Here is a 20,836-nt window from a genome sequence, read left to right on the forward strand (position 1 = left end):
TGCTCAAAGCGTTACATGCCTAGGCATGCGCCCCTTTAAGCGCCTCGATAAGAAAACCGATCGATAACTGCTCCATGCGTTATTCTAATAACCTGCCTCCCTGCAGGCCCTCTTCGCCTAATTGGATAAACTATTATTACCTCGCCCCTAAGGTAAAAAATACTGTCATGTCTTTTGTTTTTTTAATTGTCTTTTTTAATCGCTGATATTTTTAATTTTGTGATGCGTCGATGCTTTATCGTGACTAAGCCGATATTTAAGTCGCCGTGATCATTCCCTGCATAGTACTTCTTGGCTTTGCGTGTTGATTTGTTACGCGTCTGTTTGTTGTCACTATTTCAAGCCGAAAGCTCTCAAAAATGCTTTTTCCTGCTTGGATACCCCTTTGTATTTTGTGACTTGGCTAAAGCCGCCTGCAAGGCCTTTGCCGTAGTATCACGCGCACAATATAAGGCTAAAAAGCCAATTCTAACGGGTAATATCAGGAGCTAACGTATGTTAAGCAAAATGGGAGAGGGCGCTGGGGTCCTCGAGAATAAAGGAAGCCGGCAGCAGGGTTATCGCCGCTGGATGGGAGTGTTATTGGCCGCAGGGTTAATGACCGGTTGTGTCGGAACACAGACAACATCTTCAAGCGATGGTGGGGCGAATTCGTCGGCCTCGGTTATGTCAATGTCGTCGAGTAATAGTTCGTCAAGTCAGAGCACTGTACTGAATGGCGAGCAAACGTATAGCGAGAATTGTTCGGCTTGTCACGGCGATTTTGATGGTGGAGTTTCTGATGGCTCGGTATCGGTTATTGATGTTAATAACTTCCAGTTTGATACTAAATTTAACGGTGTATATGCCGAAACAGTTGCTGGTTTAGCGCAATATATTGTGGATCAGATGCCGCCGCCTCCATCTAGTCCCACTTCGTGTGGAAATGATTGCGCGCAAGTTGTTGGGCAGTATTTGTGGTCTTTGCGTGGATCAAGCACGGTTAGTAACTTTTCCGCCTTTATGGCGAACGCCGATACAGGTAAAACCATTTTTGAAAATACGTGTACTGGTAGCAATTGCCACGGAACCGAAGGGCGAGGTCAAAATGCGGTCAACTTTGCGGGTTACCAGTCGGCGAGTGATTTCCATGTTTACATTGAGCCTCGCATGCCTAAAGCGGATCCCGCTGAGTGTAAGGAACAATGTTCAGCGGATGTTTCTGCGTATTTGTGGAGTGTGCGCCCCGTCGAAACATCGTGTTCGAGCGATACCGATATTTTATTTGCCCAGCGTGCATTACCCCTGTTAACGCCTTTACAGTATAAATATTCTATTCAAGATATTTTCCTGTCATTTTCTGCGAATGCGGTTGTTCCGGAAAATTATCTTAAAGCCCCGGATGCTAACTACGTTGGTTCATTCCCGCATACGTTAAAAAAACAAGTGTCGGAAGATGGCTCGGCTAAGCAGTTGTTTGATAATGCCGTCGCCATTGCGGATTGGAATAACTTACCCAGCAATGAATTTGTGAGCTGCTCGACGAATACAGCCGCTGCATGCGCCAGTGAATTTATTGATGGTTTTGCGCGAATGGCATTTCGTCGTCCATTAAAAACACAGGCAGCAGCCGGTGAAGATTTTAGTGAGGTCGAGTATTTCAATCGTATCTTCCAAGAGGCGCCTACCGTCGCCGAGGGCATTAAGTGGGCAGTTGTTGGTGCTTTAAATTCACCGCAGTTTTTATATCGCTCTGAATTAGGTATGAAAGTCAGCGAAGCGATTAATGATCCCTTCTTTAATGGCGATGGAGGTGGTTCCAATGCGAGCGCTAATCCGAATGATTATGAAGTGGTGGGTAATGCGGTTCGTATTAATGGCGTTGACTTCACGACAAAAGAAGCTGAAGCCGGTGGCGGTGTGGGTGCAGTAAGCCCGGATGCGAATACCACCTTTAAGTTATACACCAATGGTTCTTTGAAACATTCGCTAAGCGCGGCTTCGCCATCATTATTAACTGTGCGTGTACGCGGTAATGATTTTAATGGTGTATGGCCGGACATGAACGTCTCGTTTAACGGTGAGCTGCTGGGTTCACATACTGTTGAATCGCCTAATTACGCGAATGATTATCAGGATTTCACGTATGTGGTTTTGGGTATGGCGGGTGCTGGTGAATTACAGATTTATTTTGGTAACGATGCTGGCGCGACAGGTGCTATGGGCGAGCCCGGCACCGATGTTGATTTGCACGTTGCCTACGCCGAAATATCCGCGGCGCAATTAATTGCACAGAACGATGGCGATACGGAGGGTAGCTTTAGTGATGACCTGGCAAGTTTAGCGTCTGATAGTGGTGCTTATGTTCTCGATGCTTACGAATATGCGGCGGCCTTAAGTTACATGATTACTGGCAGTACACCCGACCAAGCCTTATTGGCGGCTGCGGCAAACGGCAGTTTGAATGCGCGCGCTGGTGTTGAGACTCAAATCGATCGATTGTTTGCTAGTTCACGCGCTGAGCGCCATATGAAGGATTTTGTTGGTTTGTGGATGCAAAATCAGGATATTGATAAAAACAAGGCGCTCGAAGCCTTAGATGCTGATATTGATTTGCGTGACTTAATGCTTGAAGAGTTACAAGAGTTCTTTTGGTACATAGTCAGTAATGCTGATGTGCCCTTCTCTGATTTTTATGCTGCCGACTATACCTTTTTAAATAAGCGTTTAGCTGAGCATTACAGTATTCCGTGGAGTGGCACGAATGAGTCTGAATTTGTTAAAACAACATTGCCGGCTAATCAAAAACGGGGCGGTATTGTAACCATGGGTGCCTTCTTGGCGGCCCATGCGCACAACGAAGGGTCGGCACCTATTTTTCGTGGCGTGCATGTTAGGGAAGATTTGTTGTGTCATCACATTATTCCACCAGGTTCAATCGATGAGGAGCCGGGAATTCGTGATCAAAAGCAAGTGCTGGCCGATGCGGCTAAAGCGGATGGCAGTTTAACCACCCGACGTTACTTTGAGATCGCGACTTTGTCTGAAGGTCCGAATGATGGTTGTGGTATCTGTCATTACTATGACATCAATCCTGTTGGGGCCACCATGGAGGATTTCGATGGATTTGGTCGCTATCGCACCGAACAACTTCCCGAGGGTGCTGATATAAGTGCAGCCTTAGTCGCGGTAGATGCGACGTCTGGCGGTTTGGATAAAGACACCAGTGAAGGTATTCGGGGACTGGAAGACTTCAAAAATTATGATCAAACTTCTGTGCCAATTAATGGTGCGCGAGAATTATCGTTGTCGTTAAGTCAAACAGACGCTGTTCAATCGTGCTTTGTGGAAAAAGTCTTCCGCTCGGCATTGAGTCGCCCTATTAAAAATACCGCGATAGATACTAATAACGTCAGCACGGATGTGGTTTTAAACGAGTTCGAAGCCGAAAGTTTTGCTTGCGCAAACGATCAGTTGAAACGTGTTTTTTCCGCCTCGGGGCAAGATCCTAAGATTCTCTTTAGAGAGCTGGGCAACCTGAGTCTTATGCGTTTCCGCCGTCAATAATAAGGTTGCGCTAGCTTGCTTGCGGGCTAGTGCTCGAACTTGGATAAAACTTTAGAGAGAATTTTATGAGATTTATTAAAAACACTATTGAGCGCAAAGCTAATAAAGAGCGTCGACAATTTTTAGATCTAATAGCTCGTGCAGGTGTATCGACTTCGCTATTAAAAGCATCCCCTTTAGTTATGGGGTTATTTGCCGCGCGTTACAGTGAGGCCCAAGGTAATAATGAAAAGCGCGTGGTATTTTTGTATCAGCCGGATGGCTCTCCTCCTGGTTTATGGAAGCCAAGCGGCAGTACTATGAATGTCGCGACGAGTGCTTATGGCAGCGGTAATGCTGCGGACGGTATTGTTGGTTATAACGTTTCAGAATATTGTCGATTTTATGAGTTAGACAATGTTTTTGCGGGGCACGGTGAAATATTTAAAGCGCTGGGCCATAACACCTATGCCAGCGCTATTGGTAATACCTTAGATACGCAACTTGCAAAATCTAATGGCTTTACCAGTAATTTTTCAATTCTTCGTGCGTCTGCTCACCGTAGTGAGGGCGAGGGCGGCTTCTCTGTTGAGAATGGTGGGGTTTCTAGTTTTACTGAAGGTGCACGTGAAGTCTTTGATTTGGCGTTTAATGGCGCATCAGTTGTGGCGGGCGATAATACGTATAAGCGGGTGTTCGAAATGAATGCAGCTGCGCTGACTAGCATTAAAGGTAAATTAGGTGCCGAAGAAATAAGCCGAATGGATGAGCATTTAAATGCACTAGAGAAAATTGAAACTAGTTTAGAAAATGCTTCAACGGATACCCCTGACGATGCCTGTGAAGTTCGTACTATTGGTGCGAACTCGGATGATATTGTTGAGCACGGAAAAACATTAGCCGATGTTATTGTCGCTGCATTAAAGTGTGGTTTAACCAATGTGGCATCAATAATGTTGTCGGATACGCAGTGCGGCTGGGGCCTAAGCGCCGACGCGCAGCAGCGTATGAATATTAGTTCAGGTATTAGCGTATCGGATTTTCACTCGGCTAACCACGGTGGCACAGGTGATAACCACAAAATGGATCAAGCGCGTATGCTGGCGTATATAAGCCAGGTGCCTGCATATTTGCTGTCACGCTTGGCTGTAGAGACCGATGCCACCGGCGTCCCCCTCATCGATTCAACGCTATTTGTACAGTTTAGTGAAATGGGTTACGGCAACAATCATAGCCCGTCGGGAACACCTTGGATATTAGCTTCTGGCGCACCGATGCGTTCCAACTTCGGTTCCTACGGTGGTAATACTGCATTGTGTAAAGATATTCCGGGCATTGCTGGTTTGCGGGGGAATACCATCGGCGATATTGTGTAAGAGGCGAGGATACAAACAGTTAGCGGAAGAAAATTGTTTTCTTGTTTCATTCGTCATTGAACAAAAAGCGGCCTTCTAGCGGGGGCCGCTTTTTTATGGGCGGCTGCGTATGAATTTCGCGGGTCATGATTAATGGCTGGCTTGTTGTGCGCTATTTTTTAAATGTATGGCCGGAAAACGAAAAAGGCCGTCACTGATGTGACGGCCTTTTTATGTTTGGCTCCGCTTGCTGGACTCGAACCAGCGACCCAATGATTAACAGTCATTTGCTCTACCAGCTGAGCTAAAGCGGAATTGATTTCTTGCTGAAGTAGTGGTGGACTCTACATTGCCTTTTTCTTCAAAAGGTTGTCACCACGAAGGTCACGTACTGTGACGCTCTCTGTTGAATCAACTCTTTTATATTCCCACAAATAAGCGGAAAAAGAATTGGTAGGACCGGGCGGACTCGAACCGCCGACCCCCACCATGTCAAGGTGGTGCTCTAACCAGCTGAGCTACGGTCCTATACAGAGGACGCGCATTCTAATGGCTGTAGTCAGCCAACGCAAGAGAGAAGAGTGTTTCGGACATAAAAAAACCGAAGCTGAGCTTCGGTTTTTGAGTATTAGCTGTGCGAATGTATGCCTGGCTATAGGCTGCCGACTGCAGCAGCACCCAATGCGGCTTGGTAAAGGATCTGCGTGGTTTTAGACCAGATCTCTAAGCCATCTAAGCTTTCGGTATCTAAAGGCACTACGATAGTGTCGCCAGGCTGTATGCCTTCGCTTTTAACGCGAAACCAGTTGGAGCGTGAGGGTTCTATAACGCGGCCATTTGCCTTAACAATATAGATGCGGTCGGTGTCGGCGTGTTTCTTGGTGCCGCCAGAGCGTTTGATATATTGCTTTGAGCTGAGCTTGTTATCGTAGAAGTGGGAGGTAGGGTACTGCACTTCGCCAATAACAGTCACCGAAGGCTTATAGCGCGGAATGATCAGCTCGTCACCGTCTTCCAGTGGGAAGTCATTAATGTCGGGTGTTTCGAGTACTAACGGAAGGTCGATTACCATGCGGCCGAGGGGTTTAGTACGCTCTATTTTTTGCAGTAATGCTTTGGTATCTTCGGCTTCCATTGCATTTTTCCCGACAGCCACCTCGGTATTACTGACCGCGATGTCGGCTTCTAGTTTGCTGCGTAACTCATTCAAGCGCTGTTGCTCAAGCTGACGCAGTTCTTGGCGTGAAAAAACAGCGCCTAATGGATAGGCATAGGGCGTTAAGCCGCCAGCGCGAGTTAGTACATCCATGAGTGTTTCGCCAGGCAGTATGGTATAGGGTCCGGGAAACATAACCTCACCTTTCAGCATGACAGTTTCACGCTTTTTCCATAAGGGGACTTGTTTGATATTTAGGGTGTCGCCAGGTAATAGCGATCGAGGTTCATCTTGTAGGTTGACGTTAATGTGCATAACAATGCGCTGCAATTCGTCTGAAATCTCGTAGCGCGTGATTTCGCCGTTTGAGCCGTAGGCGCTTTCGGTAAGGCCGCCGGCAAGCTCGATTAATTTTTCGGTATTCATGCCGATGGTGAGCGGATAATTCCCTGGGAATTTAACGCTGCCGGTAACAAAAACGGTTTGTACGCGCTCTTTAAAGCGAGACTGCTGGCGCAGCATGTTAATCGTGGCTTCCAGCATTGCGGGTCGGTTTGATGTGAGATCAAAAAGAATCACTTCATCGTAGCCGTTCAAAATGGGGTCTTGTTCGCTATTGGGCGCGCTCCAGGCCGCAGAGGGGGAAAATAGGCGCGTCTCTATGCGCCCTGTTTCTGGAGACATACTTTGTAGCAGGGCAACATCAATATCGGTACCTGGCATAACTTCATAGGGGGTGCTGATCACATCACTAAAGCGAATGCCTTGGTGCCATGAGTAAAGTCCTGGCCGCTTAGCGCTGCCCTTTATTGTGATTTGGTTGTTGATGTAATCCAGTGCGCCGCCAATTGAAATTTTATCGCCGTCCTGAAGTTTGAAGGCTTTACCGCTGCGCTGCGTGAGGTCAACGTTAAAAAGGCTGCGCTCGCCGATAGCATTAACACGGGTTATTGCGACTTTAGCAGCATGAGAGGTATTGGTAAGGCCTCCAGCCATTTTCACCAGCGCGGCCAGGTTCTTAGCGTCTTTAAGTTCGTATTGCGCTGGGCGATTGATGCTGCCGGTAATCTCTGCTGTGGTGCCAACCGGAGGCACAAAAATAACATCGCCAGGTAATAGGCGTGAATCTGTTTTGGTATTGCCTGATAGTAGTAGCTCATACAGGTCCATTTCGGTAATGGTTTTGTTGCCGCGTTTAAGCTGAATGCGGCGCAGAGAGCCAACACCGGTAATGCCGCCGCTGGCAAAAATGGCATTGGTCATGGTTGCCAGTGAGCCCACAGTAAATGATCCAGGCCTTTTAACTTCACCTAAAACAAAAACCCGAATCGTGCGAAGTGCACCCATGGTGGTTGAGGCTTTAACGCCGACCATGCGCTCGGCTACCGTGATGTCGATAAGTTCTTGAACTTTTTGAAAGGTCATTCCTGCGAGAGTGATAGGGCCAATGTTGGGGAATTGGACTTGCCCCTCCCGGTTAATCGTAAACGGGTAGGTGGCATTTTCTTTGCCGAAAAGTTGAATAATGATGTTATCGCCGGGACCTACAATGTAGTCCGAGGGTACAGGGACATTGGTGGCTGGGTTAAAGCTGTTGGGGTCGCCTTGAAATAGACTTAAGCCAAAAATTCGGGAGCTGCCGCCGCGAGCTTTAGCCTTGGCGTTTTTTTGTTCGCTGCCGTCGACAATCTCAGTTTGTGCGCTGTCCTCTGCATTGTTGACGGTATTTTCGCTGAGGTTGGGCTGGTTGTTATTGGCTTGTTTGCCAACGCTACCGATATCCACACCTACCGATTGTGCCAGCGCTTTCTGTTGTGCCGGAGACATTGATTTAAGTTGGGCTATTTGCCCTGGCGAAGGCATTTGTGCCGAGGCTGTTCCAGTGACGGATGCCATGATGCCAAACACTGAAGCCAGTGCGGCGGAGCGAAGTCGGCGATAAATTCGAGTCTGGGTAATGTTCATAAGAAAGGGCATGCTAGGTTGGGGCTGTTGTTGGGAGCAATCGAGCTGAACGATAGCGATAGGCTTATTATTCGTCATGGGTAAAATGCTTTGTTGGCGCGTTAATCTAGTCGGCATCATAATTACCAGTGGTGAAATAGCGACAGGTGCAGGCTGGATTTAACGGCTTCACCATCAATGACAATGTCGCGACTTAAGTGACTTGCGCCAACTTCAGCCATCAGTCTTGCGGTAACAGGAAAGCGGTATTGTAACTGGGTATTATCAACTTGCGTATGTTCGGTGCTGAAAGCATTATCGCCGAACAGCGGTGCGCTCGTGCCATCGTGGTTAATGTCGGCATGGGAGATGCGCCAGGTTACGGCGTGACCGTTGGTGAAGTAGTGCTGGCCGGCAAGACTAATGACTTCGCTATCATTGTCGCTGTTGACAGCAATGTTTCTACCATTATTCCTGTAGCCAGAGTTGTAGCCAGAATTGTAACCAGAATTGTAGCTAACGCTATCGCCCGATGGGTTGTTACTAAAACTTGTTTCGTAGCTGGTATTGTATTTCGGATTATTATAAAACCCGCTAATGCTATTACTGCCCTCTAGGGTCAGGCGATGGTGGGTGTCGAATAAGACTGCAGACAGGTCAATCCCGCCCATCGCTGTGGCGCTAGTATCTTGTTGGCGCCGTTGCTCTTGAGTGACTTGTGCATAAACCGCAATATTGCTGGCGCTTAGATTAAAGGCATAGCGTATATCGAGGCTGGTGAGCTGTGTTTGTTTTTTTCGGTCGGACTGGCTGGTGAATACCGTTTTTGTTAGCGAGTCTTCGGTAGCGAAGGAGGGTTCACTCTCTTTAATAATCAGGTTGTCGGCCCATAATGCGGTACGACTTAGGCTTACTTCTAGCCCCCGTAATAGAGAGGCGCTAGCCCGGGCACCCCAGAGGATTGGCTTATCGTTATCGTAATTGGCGCCCTGTATTTCATTGGCGAAGGTTGTGAATTGCCATTCTCCCAGCCAACTTAAGAGTGGTGTCGTGAAGGCATCACTACGATTACGGCGAAGAAAAAAGCCGGGTGCGGGGCGTGCGTTGCTAGAGAGGATTGCACTGCTGTGCCAGCCAGGGCCCCACCATTGGTCTACGGTGCCAATGCCTGCTGCCCAGTTGCCTAATAGCAGCGCGATGTAGCTTCCGTCGGCGCGACCACGTTTGCCATCGTTGGGTTCTTCCGCAAAGGTTGCGGTTAACTTCATCGCAAAATTATTGCCAGTGTAAGCAAAGCCGGTTTGAAACTCTTTTTCTTCGCGTGAGCTCGCTTCAAAGCCCTGTAAGATTTCTGGGCTGCTGGCAATGTGAGAGCGGGATTGGGTGTAAGCCCCATCGTTAATTTTGTCGAAGGCGTGTTCTAAATAGCTTAGTGACCATGCCTGTGCGGGAGTGAGCTGGGCAAGCTTTATTCGTTCCATGCCTTGTTTAACGCTAGCCCAAGGCAGCGGCCAAGTGTTGGCAGGAATCGTTAGGGCGCCAGAGTCCACCAAAAATTGAATGTGATGTCTGCTGCGGGTATCCCCAGGCTCTATCCATGGGCTTGCAAGAGCGGGGGCGCTAATGCCTAAGGTGGCAAGAAGGCTCGCCATGACACGAGTTAACACAATCTACATCCTTTAAAGCGTTTTAGTGCTTTGCTATCGGTGTGTCTAAAAAACTGAGCATGCATATTAGGGGCTTTTATTGGATAGTCAAATAGTGGGTGACTACTGAATAAGTCGGGTAATGATTTTAATTTAATGTTCCTGTTAGGGAATGCTGGAGTAAAGGCTGAGTAAAAAGAAAACAAACGATCGTTTGCTGTAATTTTAAACAGTTAATTCCTGCCTCTTGATTAATCAGCGGCTGCGGTTCACAAAATATGATTAATATTTGCATTTTGGCATATAAGCCTACAAAAAGTCAGTGTATAGGCTAGACACCTAGAGAAAATTCCCCTATTTTTGCCTTATCTTTCTGGAGCAAGGTATTAAAGCTTTGAAAGACGGAGTTCATTCTTTGTAATGAAGTTTTTGGGATTTAAATAATAAAGTAAGAGGTTCTTATCATGTCAGCTCGCGAATCCGGCACTGTAAAATGGTTTAACAATGCCCGTGGATATGGCTTTATCACCCGTGGCGAAACAACGGATGATATCTTTGTGCATTACCGCAATATCCGCGGTGAAGGCTACCGCTCTCTCGCCGAAGGCCAAGAGGTGGAGTTTGAGTTGCTCGAAGGGGATAAGGGACTGCAAGCGGACGATGTCGCCTGTTTGTAATACTTTATAAAGCTTCATAAAAAAACCGACGTTGATGTCGGTTTTTTTATGCCTGAAATTTGTATCCATCAATCCATGCTTATTATACGTCGCTACTGTGCATCGCTATTGGGCGCGAGTTTGGCGGCTTCTTCAAAACTGAGCGGAATGATTTTCACGAGAATACCTAATCGCGGGTGGTCGATGTAATGTAGTTCGCGGCTGCGCATACGTCGAGACTGCTCGAGTACGATGATTTCATTAGCGAGATACTGTCGCGCTTGAGTGCTATCGAGAGCATCACGGCTATTAAAATTGTTTTGGCCTAAAACTGTTCCGCTGAACTGCGGCGCTTTGGTAATGCTGGCTACCGAGCCCTGGTTAATACCGTATTCAATGGGGGCTTCTTCCTCGGGCAGTAAAAAAACCGACGCTGTTTTTATCGGTGTCGCCAACGTTGGCTCTATAGGGGGCGTGGGCCACTCAGATTCTTGGCCGTAATTAGGCCCGAATTGTGTCAGCCATAGCTGGGTATCGACGTGAATATATTTATTCACGCTAAATCGAATGGTACCACCTAGCTCATGTACCCCGTCAAAAGCTTCCCCTCCGGTTAACACGACATAAGGTGCTTGTTTTGTAGGGATTAAAGCTTGCTGCCAAGCTTTATGAAAAAGCACGCGCATTTGGCTTTTACGGTTAATACTTGTAGCTTGCGGGTTCAGTTCGTAGGCCTCGGCAGGGCGTTCCGGTAAAGCGCGGGCATTGCGTTGAGCGAGAGGTGCCGCGACTGAATTCAACTCGGTGGTATTGGACTCCATCTCTAATGTCGCTTGAACGTAGTCAGTTTCGAGGCTTGTGCTGGGCACTAAATCGGTTTCGTCGGGTAATAAATGTTTGTCCGGCCGAATTAATCGATAGTTGGGTGGATACGCGAGAGCAAAATCTTTACGCCAATGCTCGGGAGCGTCGTAAGCTGTGGCCAGGCGTTCGAAGACAATAACCTCTATGTGATAGGGCTGTGGCGCCTCTTCAGCGGTTAAGCTTTGAGCGCTTAATGCAATCAGTCCCCAAAACGCGGCCTTAATTGTTCTATACAAAGCTGTATTCATTTTACTATTCTCGTCGTCGCTTTTTTCCTGTATTAACAGGGGTGCGAGTTTTTTAGCTCAGGGCATCGAGCATTTGTTGTACACGCTCTAATCTTTCTTGTGCATTTGGCATGTCATCAATAAATTTCAGTTTATTGGCGCCTTCGAGTTGGTAGTTTTGTGGTTGCCTTTGAACCATTTGAATAATGGTCATTGGGTCCACATTGGGCTTCTCATCAAATTCGATTTTACCGCTAACGCTCGAGGCTTCGATTTTCACAATGCCTAATTTTTGCGCTTGTAGTTTAAAGGCTGTAATTCTAAATAGATTTTTTACGGCATCGGGCATTAAACCAAAGCGGTCGATCATTTCAACTTGCAGGTCGTCGCTATCGTCACCGCTTTGAATACTGGCAATGCGTTTATATAAAATAAGTCGGTTATTCACATCGGGTAGATAATCATCAGGGATGAGTGCCGGTATGCGTAAGTTAATTTCGCAGCCGTTTTTCTCGGGTTTCTCTAGGTCTATTTCCTCTCCGTTTTGAATCGCCTTAACCGCGCGATCTAACATGTCCATGTAAAGTGAAAAACCAATCGCTTGAATTTGCCCGCTTTGATCATCCCCTAGAAGCTCACCGGCGCCACGAATTTCTAAATCGTGAGAAGCTAGGGTAAAGCCTGCGCCTAAATCTTGTGCTTCTTCGATAGCTGTGAGGCGTTTTTGAGCATCGGGGGTCAGTGTTTTAGGGTGCGGTGTTAACAGGTAGGCGTAAGCTTGATGATGCGATCGGCCAACGCGCCCGCGCAGCTGATGCAGTTGCGCCAAACCGAATTTGTCGGCGCGCTCAATGATCATGGTATTGGCGTTGGGTACGTCAATACCGGTTTCGATAATGGTTGTACACACAAGCACATTAAAACGCTTGTGATAAAAATCGCTCATTACGGACTCGAGTTCACGCTCGCGCATTTGGCCATGGCCGATATCAACTTTGGCTTCTGGAACAAGCTCTGCAATCTCCCGCGCGAATTTTTCGATCGTGCTCACTTCGTTGTGGAGTACATACACTTGACCACCTCGCAAAATTTCTCGCAGGATGGCTTCTTTTGTAATGTTCGGATCGCTTTGGCGAACAAAGGTTTTTACCGATAAGCGTTTAGCAGGGGGGGTGGCAATAATGGATAAGTCGCGAATACCATTCATGGCCATGTTGAGTGTTCGCGGTATTGGTGTGGCTGTCATTGTTAATATGTCGACAGCTGAGCGCAGCGCTTTAATAGCTTCTTTTTGTCGAACCCCAAAGCGGTGTTCTTCATCGATAATCAATAAGCCTAAATCGGGAAATGACATATCTTTACTGAGTAACTTGTGTGTCCCAATAACGATGTCTACTTTGCCTTCGCTAATACGCTTTTGCGTTTCGGTGGTTTGCTTACCCGTTCTAAAGCGAGATAACACTTCGACCGTTACGGGCCAGTCGGCAAAACGGTCTTTAAAGTTTTCGTAATGTTGCTGCGCAAGCAGTGTTGTCGGTACCAATATGGCGACTTGCTTACTATTTTGTACGGCAATAAATGCGGCGCGCATCGCAACTTCGGTTTTACCAAAACCCACATCACCACAAACTAATCGGTCCATGGGGCGCGGGCTTAACATATCCGATCGAACGGCGTTAATGGCTTGCTCTTGGTCGGGGGTTTCTTCAAACGGAAAACTGGCGGCGAATTGTCGTAATGCGTCTTTAGGGTTATCAAATTTATGCCCAGAACGCGCTTGGCGTTTAGCGTAAATAACCAACAGCTCGGCGGCCACATCACGAATTTGTTCAGCGGCTTTACGTTTTGCGTTGCGCCATTGGTCAGTGCCTAAGCGATGCAGTGGTGCGTGTTCTTCGCCGCCACTGTAACGGCTAATAACATGCAGGTTGGCAACCGGCACATAAAGCTTGGCTTCGTTGGCGTATTCGAGCAATAAAAACTCATCACAACTGCCGTCAATTTCAATGGCTTCCAAGCCCCGATAACGCCCTACACCGTGGTCGATGTGGACAACCGGTGCGCCCATTTTCAATTCCGTTAAATTTTTAATAACGGCGTCTTGGTCGGTGGCGTTTTTCTTGCGGCGGCGGGCCTGTTTTATGCGCTGGCCATACAAAGCAGCTTCTGGAATTACGGCCAGAGAGCGGTCTTCTAGAATAAAGCCCCGCTCCCAGTTACCTAGGGTAATTGCGCTTTTGCTGCCGTTGTTAAAAAAGGTCGCAATGTTGGCGACTTCAATCGGGTTTTGTTTAATCGTTTTAAATTGTTCGAGCAATATTTCGCGGCGGCCATTGGTTTCGGCGCCAAAAAGCACGCGGCCTTTAAAGTCTAGTAAGAAGCTGTGCAAGGCTTCGAGCGGCTCTTGCGCGCGGTCATCAATGGCGAGTTGCGGCAGCGCTAACACGGGTAAATTACTTTGCCCCACTTTTTCTTCGAGGCGTGCATCCGTTAAGGTAACTCGGCTAAAGGGTTTCAGGTGTTGGTATAGCTCGTTAACCGGTAAGCATACTTTTGCCGGCGGCAAAACCGGATTGAGCCTGTCGCCACTGCGGCTGTTGTAGCGATTATTAACATCGCGCCAAAAGTTCTCGACGGCAGTATCGAGTTCGCCGGTGATAAATAGCGTGGAATCTTCCGGTAAATAATCCAGCAGGCTGGCGGTTTCTTCAAAAAATAACGGTAAATAATATTCTACGCCAGCGGGTGATTGGCCATCGTTTACGGAGCGGTAAACTGGGCAGGCGCGGTGGTCGACATCAAAGGCGTCGTGCCACTGGCTTCTGAAGCGACTAATTGCTTGGCTGTCTAGCGGGCATTCTTTGGCAGGCAGTAATTCGATAAGCTCTACATGCGCGATAGTGCGCTGGCTTTCGGGGTCGAAAGTGCGCAAGGTATCGACCTCGTCGTCGAATAGCTCGATGCGATAGGCGTCATCGCTTCCCATCGGGAATATATCGATCAGCGCGCCGCGCAGTGCAAATTCACCGTGTTGGAATACAGAGTCTACTTTGTTGTAGCCGGCGTCGACGAGATTGGCTTGCAGCTTTTCGAGTTGTATTTTATCGCCTTTCGCGACGACCAAACTGTTACTTAATATGTAGCTCGCCGGTGCAATACGCTGCATTAAGGTTGCTGCGGTAACGACGATGAGGCAGCGCTCGTCCAGCGCTAATTGATAGAGGGTGCGCATGCGCGCTGAAATAATATCTTGATGTGGCGAGAAGGTATCGTAGGGCAGTGTTTCCCAATCTGAAAAGTGCACTAGCTGCGGTGCGTTATCAACGCCTTTGAATAGCTCGGCTAAGTCTTGCTCTAAGCGGTCGGCTTCCGACATATTCTGGGCGATGACAACACTGCTACTGGATAACTGGCTGGCCAGCTCGGCAATGGCGAGCACACCGGCTGTGCCGTTAGCATTACCCCATTGAATTTTATCGCCGGGTCGTTGTGGCTTTTGCGGTTTCAGTAGGCCGAGATCGAGACGCTGAGTACTACTCATGGGGATCACTTTTGGGGCTGCTATCAAGAGGGGGCTAGTTTAGCGAATGAATGGTGGTAGGCCAAATGGCATTGAGTTTTATTCTTAATTCTTCTGGATTATGGATTATGGATTATGGCCTAAAAAGGCAAAAAAAAGCCAAGGCACAAGGCCTTGGCTTTTAACATGCTAAAGAGTTACGGTTATGTTTTTCTACAAGTCGCCGGCTAAACCCATGCGAGCTGGAAGGCCAGCCATAAAGTCTGCATGGCTGCCGCTGCCAGCGCTGTAGCCAAAGCCACTCATATTCGAAGCGGCAATAAAGGGGGCTTTACCTAAGCCGTGGCCAGGGTCGCCCATATCGGTAACTTGAACAAATACGGTGGTATCGATTAATGGCGAGCCATCAGGTCCGGTTTCTTCGGCTAATCGCTTAATAAAGTGAGCAGGGATTTCACTCAGCAATGCAATCATATTGGAGGTGTTGGTATCGTTGCCGCTGTGTGAATAGTTGTGGTGGTTCAAGCCCATATTGGTGAGGTTATAGGGCAAGCCGCGATCGCCTGCTAACCAGCCTGCTTGGTCATCGCTTACCATAACCGAGGCTACGTTAGTGAGTCCGCATTTCAAAGCCGCGACTATAATGTCGCCGATAGCTTTGCCTTCATCAATAATATGCGCTGAAGATGGGTCGAATATCGTCGGCGTTTTACACTCTTCACCCAGATCCATCGGTTGGTTGGCGGCATCGAGGCTGCGCTCAATTTCATTGAGGGAGTCCAAATGCGTGTCGAAACGCTGGTACTCATCAGCACCAAGCTTACGCTGTAGATTATTTAAGGCTAAGCGGTTCATTTCCATCACACGCTTATACGAATCGTCTGTATTTGCAGTAGGTGGCGTTCCGCTGAAGATCGTTTTATAAAAGTCTTCAGGCTTGCTTTTGGGGTGAGTAGCCTGCTGGCCTGCCTCTTTACAAAAAGAAGGGCCGCCGCCAACTTGCACTCCGGCGCGAATAATTTTGTAAATGGAGGTGGGGAAGTTTTCGTTGGCGAGTGTGGTGTCGAGCGTATTGTCGTTGCTGCCAGCGTAAGCCGCCATCGAGTTGTGAGTATTACCGTGACCGCCATTGCCCATATCCACTTCGCGAAAGCCGCAGAAGTTGGCGGCAGTTTTGCCTTGGTGAGTCCCTTTGGTGATGGTGGCTTCGGCATAGGGGCGAGTGGCGACGTTCATATCCGTGGCCGAATTCGGTAGCCAATAACCATTGGGTGCGCCGTTAGGTAGGTACATGAAAACGGCACGCTTATTGGTATCTTGTGCCATTGCATGGCGGCTGGCAAAAATGCCGGCCGCGAAGGGCGATGCTTTTAACAGCGCGGTAGAAACACCCGCACGCGTGATCATGTCTAAAAAGCGGCGGCGCTCACTATTTTGAGCGCGCTCTTTACTGTTTTTTACAAATTTCATAATGATTCCTCTTAGTCGGTTTCGCTTCGATGAACTCTGATAGAACCTAAAGAGTTACCGACGGAAGCGGATTAAATCTAAAGTACCCAAGGTTTTTAGCATAGCTTTGGGGCTTTGATTCGATTGTTTAAGTGCATTGTTGAGTGTTTGTGATGCACAAGCATAGTCTTGAATCTCGGTGTCTGTGAGTGCACGCTCGCTGGTTAGTTGGTCGCGCGCGGTAGGCTTGGTGGGGCGACCTACAGCTAAACGGAAGGCTTTTTCAGACAAACACGCTTGCACGGCATCTGTTTCAGCCAGCGCTTTAGACAACGATTTAGCGCCGTTAAAGTCAACAGCTGTGCCGTTGTCTTTAAAGATTTCTGGGCCAAATAGAACGCCACTACTATCAATGTTCAGTACTTGGCCTTGGTTGCCTAAGTCTAGCTGGGTGGTGCGTGGTAAGCCTGTATTGTCAAAATCTTCTAAACCGAAGCCTAATGGATTGATGTCGTGTTCGTGACAAGAACTACAGTCTTTGTCGTCGGTAATTAAACCGTAGTAGCGACGAGTGCTCATTGTGCCATCAGCCAATAGCGCATCAACAGCGAGCTTCAAGGCCTCGCGCTGTTCTACGTTAGTTTGCGGTGGTGGATCAATGTGGTGACATAGCATTTGCTCGCGAACGTTAACGGCGCGCAGGATAGGGGCGGTTTCGTCTGGGTGAGCCCAATTCACAAGGAAGGCACCCATGGTTGGTAAGCCGCCGCGTTCGGTGGTATTGATTTTCACAAACTCATTAGCATTGCCGCCGTTGAAGGGCAGGCCATAAAAATCGGCTAATGCTCTGTTGGCAAAAACATAATCGGCGCTGTACATCTCACTGAAAGGTACGTCTTCGTTATCGAATACATTCCAGAAAGTGGTGCGAAGCTCTTCGATCATGGCGTCACGAATAGACTCATCGAAATTGTTGCCATTGCGAAGGAAGGCGGGCTCATACATATGATCAACACGCATCCATGTTTCGGAAAACTCTTTCATGTGACGCTCAACGGCATCGCTCTCGAGTAGGCGCTCAATTTGCAGCTCAACTTCGGCGGGGTCGTTAATAGCGCCAGACGTCGCAGCGGCCATCAATTGTGCATCGGGCGTACTACCGGTGAAGGTGTAGCTGAGTGCTGCAGCGTACTCGTAAGGATCTAAAACATAGGCGTCGGGATCGGCTTGTTCAAGGGCCGAACGTGTGTCCATGGTGTTGTCGGTTGCTTTTAGTTTGGCCGGGGCAACATTAACATCGCCAATGTGAAGGTCGATATCGTTACCGGGTGTGCCGTAAGGTTCGCGGCCACCATCGTTTGCAAATTGAATCGATACGTTTTGATTGCCGCTTTGGCCAGTAACAAGGTAGGTGTAAGTGGTTTGGTCGTAGCTTGCGACCATTTCGGTAGCAACCGCGGTTTGGCCAACGCTAAGTTGCATTTCTGGCCATACCATATCCATGTCATTACCTTTTACGGTAACGCTTAAAAGGGCAGGGTCTGGAAAGTTAAATTGCTGGCTTGAGGTACCGTTGGTATACATGTTGTAACCAAAGTCGGGAATGGCTTCGCCGCTACCTTTGGTGGCAAAGTTGGCGCCGTTAACCGTCACACCTGCACCATCGGCAATATAATCGGCTGCATCGCCTACGCCCGCACCACCGCCGGTATTCCAACCGTTGGCGAGAGCCTCAGAGACTTTCACGCCCATTTCTGAACGGTATAAAAAGTTAGGCGAGGTTAAAGTCGCGATAACAGCCCAGCGTAAACCGGTGCGGGCGTTGGGTGCCTGTGCGAACAATTCTTGCATTTGTGCCACTTCGTTTTCGCCTGCACTTGGGCCGTTGGTCAGCGGGCGACGGAAAGCGCGATAGGCGAAATCGTTAATAAATGTATTGGCGCAAGCTGCGGCATCAGTACAGGCTGGTAATAAGTCGTTCTCGAGAGCCCAGTCGGTAATGTTCTCGGCATTGGTCATAAATTGACGAGCACGACCACCAATAACAACGGCGTCGAAGTGATTGGGGAATTTACCAATTTTAATATCGGGTAGTGTGGCTAAAAATTCGCTAGGAACTTGGCCTGTAGGGAATAAATCTTGAATCGAGTTACGGTACTCGCTACTTGTTAGCAGCTTGAGGGAGCGCTCGGTATAGATAACCGGGTCGTCTGCATTACAGGCGGCAACCACGGGCGCGCGCCAAGTATCCATTAGTGCGGTAAGGTCGGCAGCACACTGGCCTACGCAGGTTGTTGGCCCGCCAGTTGTACTACTTTTCTTCGGCATATTAACTTCGATGTAGCTGTGCAAGATGCCATTGGTTGGGAAGTTGCCCAATTTGATGGGGAGCTGCGTTAGACCGTCGCCTTTCCCTTCGTCACCATGACAGCTGACACACATTTGGTCATAAGCTGTGGCGCCGTCTGAAATATTAGCCGTGAAATCGCTGAATTGCGTTCTCACTAACGTGGGCTCAGATGAGCTACTCGCTTGGCTTGATGTGGTCGCTGAACGCAGCCCCCAGAGATAAGCGGCGATATCGTCGGCGCAGTCAGCTTCGCAAGTTTCGGGCAGCGCAATCTGCTTGGGCATACGGTCGAAGATATAGTCTGTTAAGCCCGTGATCGTATTCGGGTAGGTGTTCGACGATGGATAGGTGAAATTATTGATATCAAAGTATGTTCCGTTCGCTCCAAAGGTGCCATCTCCGTTATCCGTGTGGCACAAAGCACACTGAGCAGTAAATTTATCCAGGCCTTGCCCAGCGTTACCTTCAAAGCCGGAATCTTCGCTTGAGGCGCTGGAAGCTATTGACGATGAGCTTATCGGTGTAGACGATTGAGTGGTTTCGCTCGATGAGTTGTCTGTTTGAGTACTTGAGCTGCTTTTTATGCCGCCGCCATCACAAGCGGCTACTATAAACGCGCTTAAGGCTAAGCCCAGCAGTTTGGCTGAGGTACTCAATGGCTTTGACTTTGACGTGTCCACATCTAGCCTCCGCATTATCTTAATCATCATGGTGTGCTCCCAGTTGCTGAATAACCCTGCTATCAATCGGGTTATGTCGGTATTTCTTAGAATGTGTATCTAGCGAATGTTGTTTTTTAATAATCGATAGTTTGATTGCTTTGGATCCATAATACAAAACAAAGAATGGCGTTGCGTGATGCGGTACCGAGCACAGTTTTAAAACTGTGAACTAGGCTGAATCCCTTGTCGTTGTTGGGTTCTATTGTTTCGGTGAGATTGAATAATTTGGTCGGCACTGGCGACGATTTGACTTGCGTTGTCATTTTTTAGTGGATTTGTTGTTTTTTTATAACCCACAATTAATGTTTTCATTTGGTGGTTTTTTTACCATATGATGTTTTTTGGTTTTTGTTCTATCGAGTCTTTACAGTGAGTAGCTATTTGGAAGGGGTTGCGCGCTGGAGGCTCAACACCCATTGGTTGGTATTCTTTTTTTATTCGGGTTGTTTCTGGTTGTTGAATCACTTGTGACGCAGTAATCGTTTTTTTACCCTGGTTGATGGTGAAAACCTTCACTATTTTTAAAAGTCGTGATTTTCCTCGACTCTCTAAGGTGTCTTCTAAGGTGAAGGTTTTTCTTTGGGGAAGCGGGCTTTCATTGCTTGATTTAAGCCTCGCGCAATATGCTCCGATTGTGTGAGTTGCCCTTTGCAGTGATGAGGAAGAGACCACTGAAGCCCGGTAGGGCTAATATCATTTTGCTTAACGGTAAAGCATCGGCTGCCTTGCTGTACCTCCTCGCTGCCATCTAAATTGCGATAAGTGATTATTTGAGGGTGTGATTCACGTTGTGGGTATTGTGATGACGACTGCTGAAGTTTCTTACGCAGCTGGCTGTCAAAAACGTTGCTCCACGGTTGAATGGGTTCATGGCTGTTTTGTGCCGGTATTGGAGTCGTCGGGATTTGGCTAGGCTGAGGAGTTGTTAAGGCGATCGAGCTGGCTTTTTTGGGGGGTAAAAGCTTGCGCTGGTTTGTCTGTGACGGTGCTGGCTTCATTTGCGCTGTCGAGGGGGATTTTATGGCTGCATCGGGTTTGGCAGCGTGTGGTTTCGGTGTATTGACGGTTAACTTAATCGTGGTCAACCAGGCGGTTTGAGGCGCATTGTTGAGGTAATCTTCCCATAGTGCCTGATGGGCCCCCGCTAAAAAGATACAGGTGAATATCGCGGTCAGGTTTAATGCTATTTTCGATGTCGGAGCAGGGCGCTCGCGTTTGAGGTATTGCTCTGTGAGCTCAGCCGTGAGGCCGTAACCGATTCCATCCATGTCTCAACCGTTAAATAATTGTCCTATCTTTGAGTGGACTCAGACTTAACGGTTGGAGGTAAGTTCGGTTTAGCGGATGCTTTTAGGGGCGAGGAAACAATATTTTATCCACTAATGCTTGATTTCGACCTCCTTATCTTCGTTGCTCAAAGCG

Annotated in this window: 11 protein-coding genes and 2 tRNA genes; 3 read left to right on the forward strand and 10 right to left on the reverse strand. The window is 48.1% G+C overall.

Annotation, left to right across the window (positions count from 1 at the left end; all coding sequences use genetic code 11):
- The first annotated feature begins 495 nt into the window (after positions 1 to 495).
- Positions 496 to 3,546 (forward strand): DUF1592 domain-containing protein, encoded by a 3,051-nt coding sequence (locus tag AC3A8L_RS09975; protein WP_487962101.1) that lies wholly within the window; start codon positions 496 to 498, stop codon positions 3,544 to 3,546.
- Positions 3,547 to 3,611: 65 nt separating this feature from the next.
- Entirely contained in the window at positions 3,612 to 4,901 is a 1,290-nt protein-coding gene (locus AC3A8L_RS09980) for a DUF1552 domain-containing protein (RefSeq protein ID WP_487962102.1), read from the forward strand.
- Positions 4,902 to 5,118: 217 nt separating this feature from the next.
- Here AC3A8L_RS09980 and AC3A8L_RS09985 read toward each other — a convergent pair.
- From AC3A8L_RS09985 to AC3A8L_RS10000, 4 genes are all read right to left on the reverse strand, one after another.
- Positions 5,119 to 5,194 (reverse strand) — tRNA-Asn (locus AC3A8L_RS09985).
- Between the two features lie 137 nt (positions 5,195 to 5,331).
- A tRNA-Val gene (locus tag AC3A8L_RS09990) sits at positions 5,332 to 5,408 on the reverse strand.
- Between the two features lie 124 nt (positions 5,409 to 5,532).
- Entirely contained in the window at positions 5,533 to 8,079 is a 2,547-nt protein-coding gene (locus AC3A8L_RS09995; RefSeq protein WP_487962103.1) for a polysaccharide biosynthesis/export family protein, read from the reverse strand.
- A gap of 44 nt (positions 8,080 to 8,123) precedes the next feature.
- The gene (locus AC3A8L_RS10000; protein ID WP_487962104.1) at positions 8,124 to 9,647 is read right to left on the reverse strand and encodes a capsule assembly Wzi family protein; all 1,524 of its coding nucleotides are present in this window, start codon (positions 9,645 to 9,647) and stop codon (positions 8,124 to 8,126) included.
- A 443-nt stretch (positions 9,648 to 10,090) separates the two neighbouring features.
- Between AC3A8L_RS10000 and AC3A8L_RS10005 the strand changes: the two genes are divergently transcribed.
- The gene (locus tag AC3A8L_RS10005) at positions 10,091 to 10,303 is read left to right on the forward strand and encodes a cold-shock protein (protein ID WP_487962105.1); all 213 of its coding nucleotides are present in this window, start codon (positions 10,091 to 10,093) and stop codon (positions 10,301 to 10,303) included.
- 92 nt (positions 10,304 to 10,395) lie between these two features.
- Here the strand turns inward: AC3A8L_RS10005 and AC3A8L_RS10010 are convergent, their stop codons facing one another.
- The 6 genes from AC3A8L_RS10010 to AC3A8L_RS10035 form a co-directional block, all read right to left on the reverse strand.
- Positions 10,396 to 11,394, reverse strand: a complete 999-nt coding sequence (locus tag AC3A8L_RS10010) for a CsiV family protein (RefSeq protein WP_487962106.1) — start codon at positions 11,392 to 11,394, stop codon at positions 10,396 to 10,398.
- A 52-nt stretch (positions 11,395 to 11,446) separates the two neighbouring features.
- Positions 11,447 to 14,914 carry a transcription-repair coupling factor gene (mfd, locus tag AC3A8L_RS10015; protein WP_487962107.1) on the reverse strand — a complete coding sequence of 1,156 codons (3,468 nt, stop codon included), beginning with the start codon at positions 14,912 to 14,914 and terminating at the stop codon, positions 11,447 to 11,449.
- 192 nt (positions 14,915 to 15,106) lie between these two features.
- A complete protein-coding gene (locus AC3A8L_RS10020; RefSeq protein WP_487962108.1) occupies positions 15,107 to 16,363 on the reverse strand; it encodes a DUF1552 domain-containing protein in 1,257 nt (418 codons plus the stop codon).
- A gap of 54 nt (positions 16,364 to 16,417) precedes the next feature.
- Positions 16,418 to 19,402 (reverse strand): DUF1592 domain-containing protein, encoded by a 2,985-nt coding sequence (locus AC3A8L_RS10025; RefSeq protein WP_487962109.1) that lies wholly within the window; start codon positions 19,400 to 19,402, stop codon positions 16,418 to 16,420.
- Positions 19,403 to 19,570: 168 nt separating this feature from the next.
- Positions 19,571 to 19,726: a hypothetical protein gene (locus AC3A8L_RS10030; RefSeq protein WP_487962110.1), complete on the reverse strand. Its 156-nt coding sequence runs from the start codon at positions 19,724 to 19,726 to the stop codon at positions 19,571 to 19,573.
- 248 nt (positions 19,727 to 19,974) lie between these two features.
- Complete coding sequence (locus AC3A8L_RS10035) at positions 19,975 to 20,682, reverse strand: hypothetical protein (protein ID WP_487962111.1); 708 nt, start codon at positions 20,680 to 20,682, stop codon at positions 19,975 to 19,977.
- Between the last annotated feature and the right edge of the window lie 154 nt (positions 20,683 to 20,836).

Source organism: Marinagarivorans sp., from assembly GCF_982758155.1.

Bases quoted from the DNA above. Each gene is read 5' to 3' on its own strand.
- AC3A8L_RS09975 (WP_487962101.1), top strand. From the start codon at position 496: ATGTTAAGCAAAATGGGAGAGGGCGCTGGGGTCCTCGAGAATAAAGGA.
- AC3A8L_RS09980 (WP_487962102.1), top strand. From the start codon at position 3,612: ATGAGATTTATTAAAAACACTATTGAGCGCAAAGCTAATAAAGAGCGT.
- AC3A8L_RS09995 (WP_487962103.1), bottom strand. From the start codon at position 8,079: ATGACGAATAATAAGCCTATCGCTATCGTTCAGCTCGATTGCTCCCAA.
- AC3A8L_RS10005 (WP_487962105.1), top strand. From the start codon at position 10,091: ATGTCAGCTCGCGAATCCGGCACTGTAAAATGGTTTAACAATGCCCGT.
- AC3A8L_RS10010 (WP_487962106.1), bottom strand. From the start codon at position 11,394: ATGAATACAGCTTTGTATAGAACAATTAAGGCCGCGTTTTGGGGACTG.
- mfd (WP_487962107.1), bottom strand. From the start codon at position 14,914: ATGAGTAGTACTCAGCGTCTCGATCTCGGCCTACTGAAACCGCAAAAG.
- AC3A8L_RS10020 (WP_487962108.1), bottom strand. From the start codon at position 16,363: ATGAAATTTGTAAAAAACAGTAAAGAGCGCGCTCAAAATAGTGAGCGC.
- AC3A8L_RS10025 (WP_487962109.1), bottom strand. From the start codon at position 19,402: ATGATGATTAAGATAATGCGGAGGCTAGATGTGGACACGTCAAAGTCA.
- AC3A8L_RS10030 (WP_487962110.1), bottom strand. From the start codon at position 19,726: ATGAAAACATTAATTGTGGGTTATAAAAAAACAACAAATCCACTAAAA.
- AC3A8L_RS10035 (WP_487962111.1), bottom strand. From the start codon at position 20,682: ATGGATGGAATCGGTTACGGCCTCACGGCTGAGCTCACAGAGCAATAC.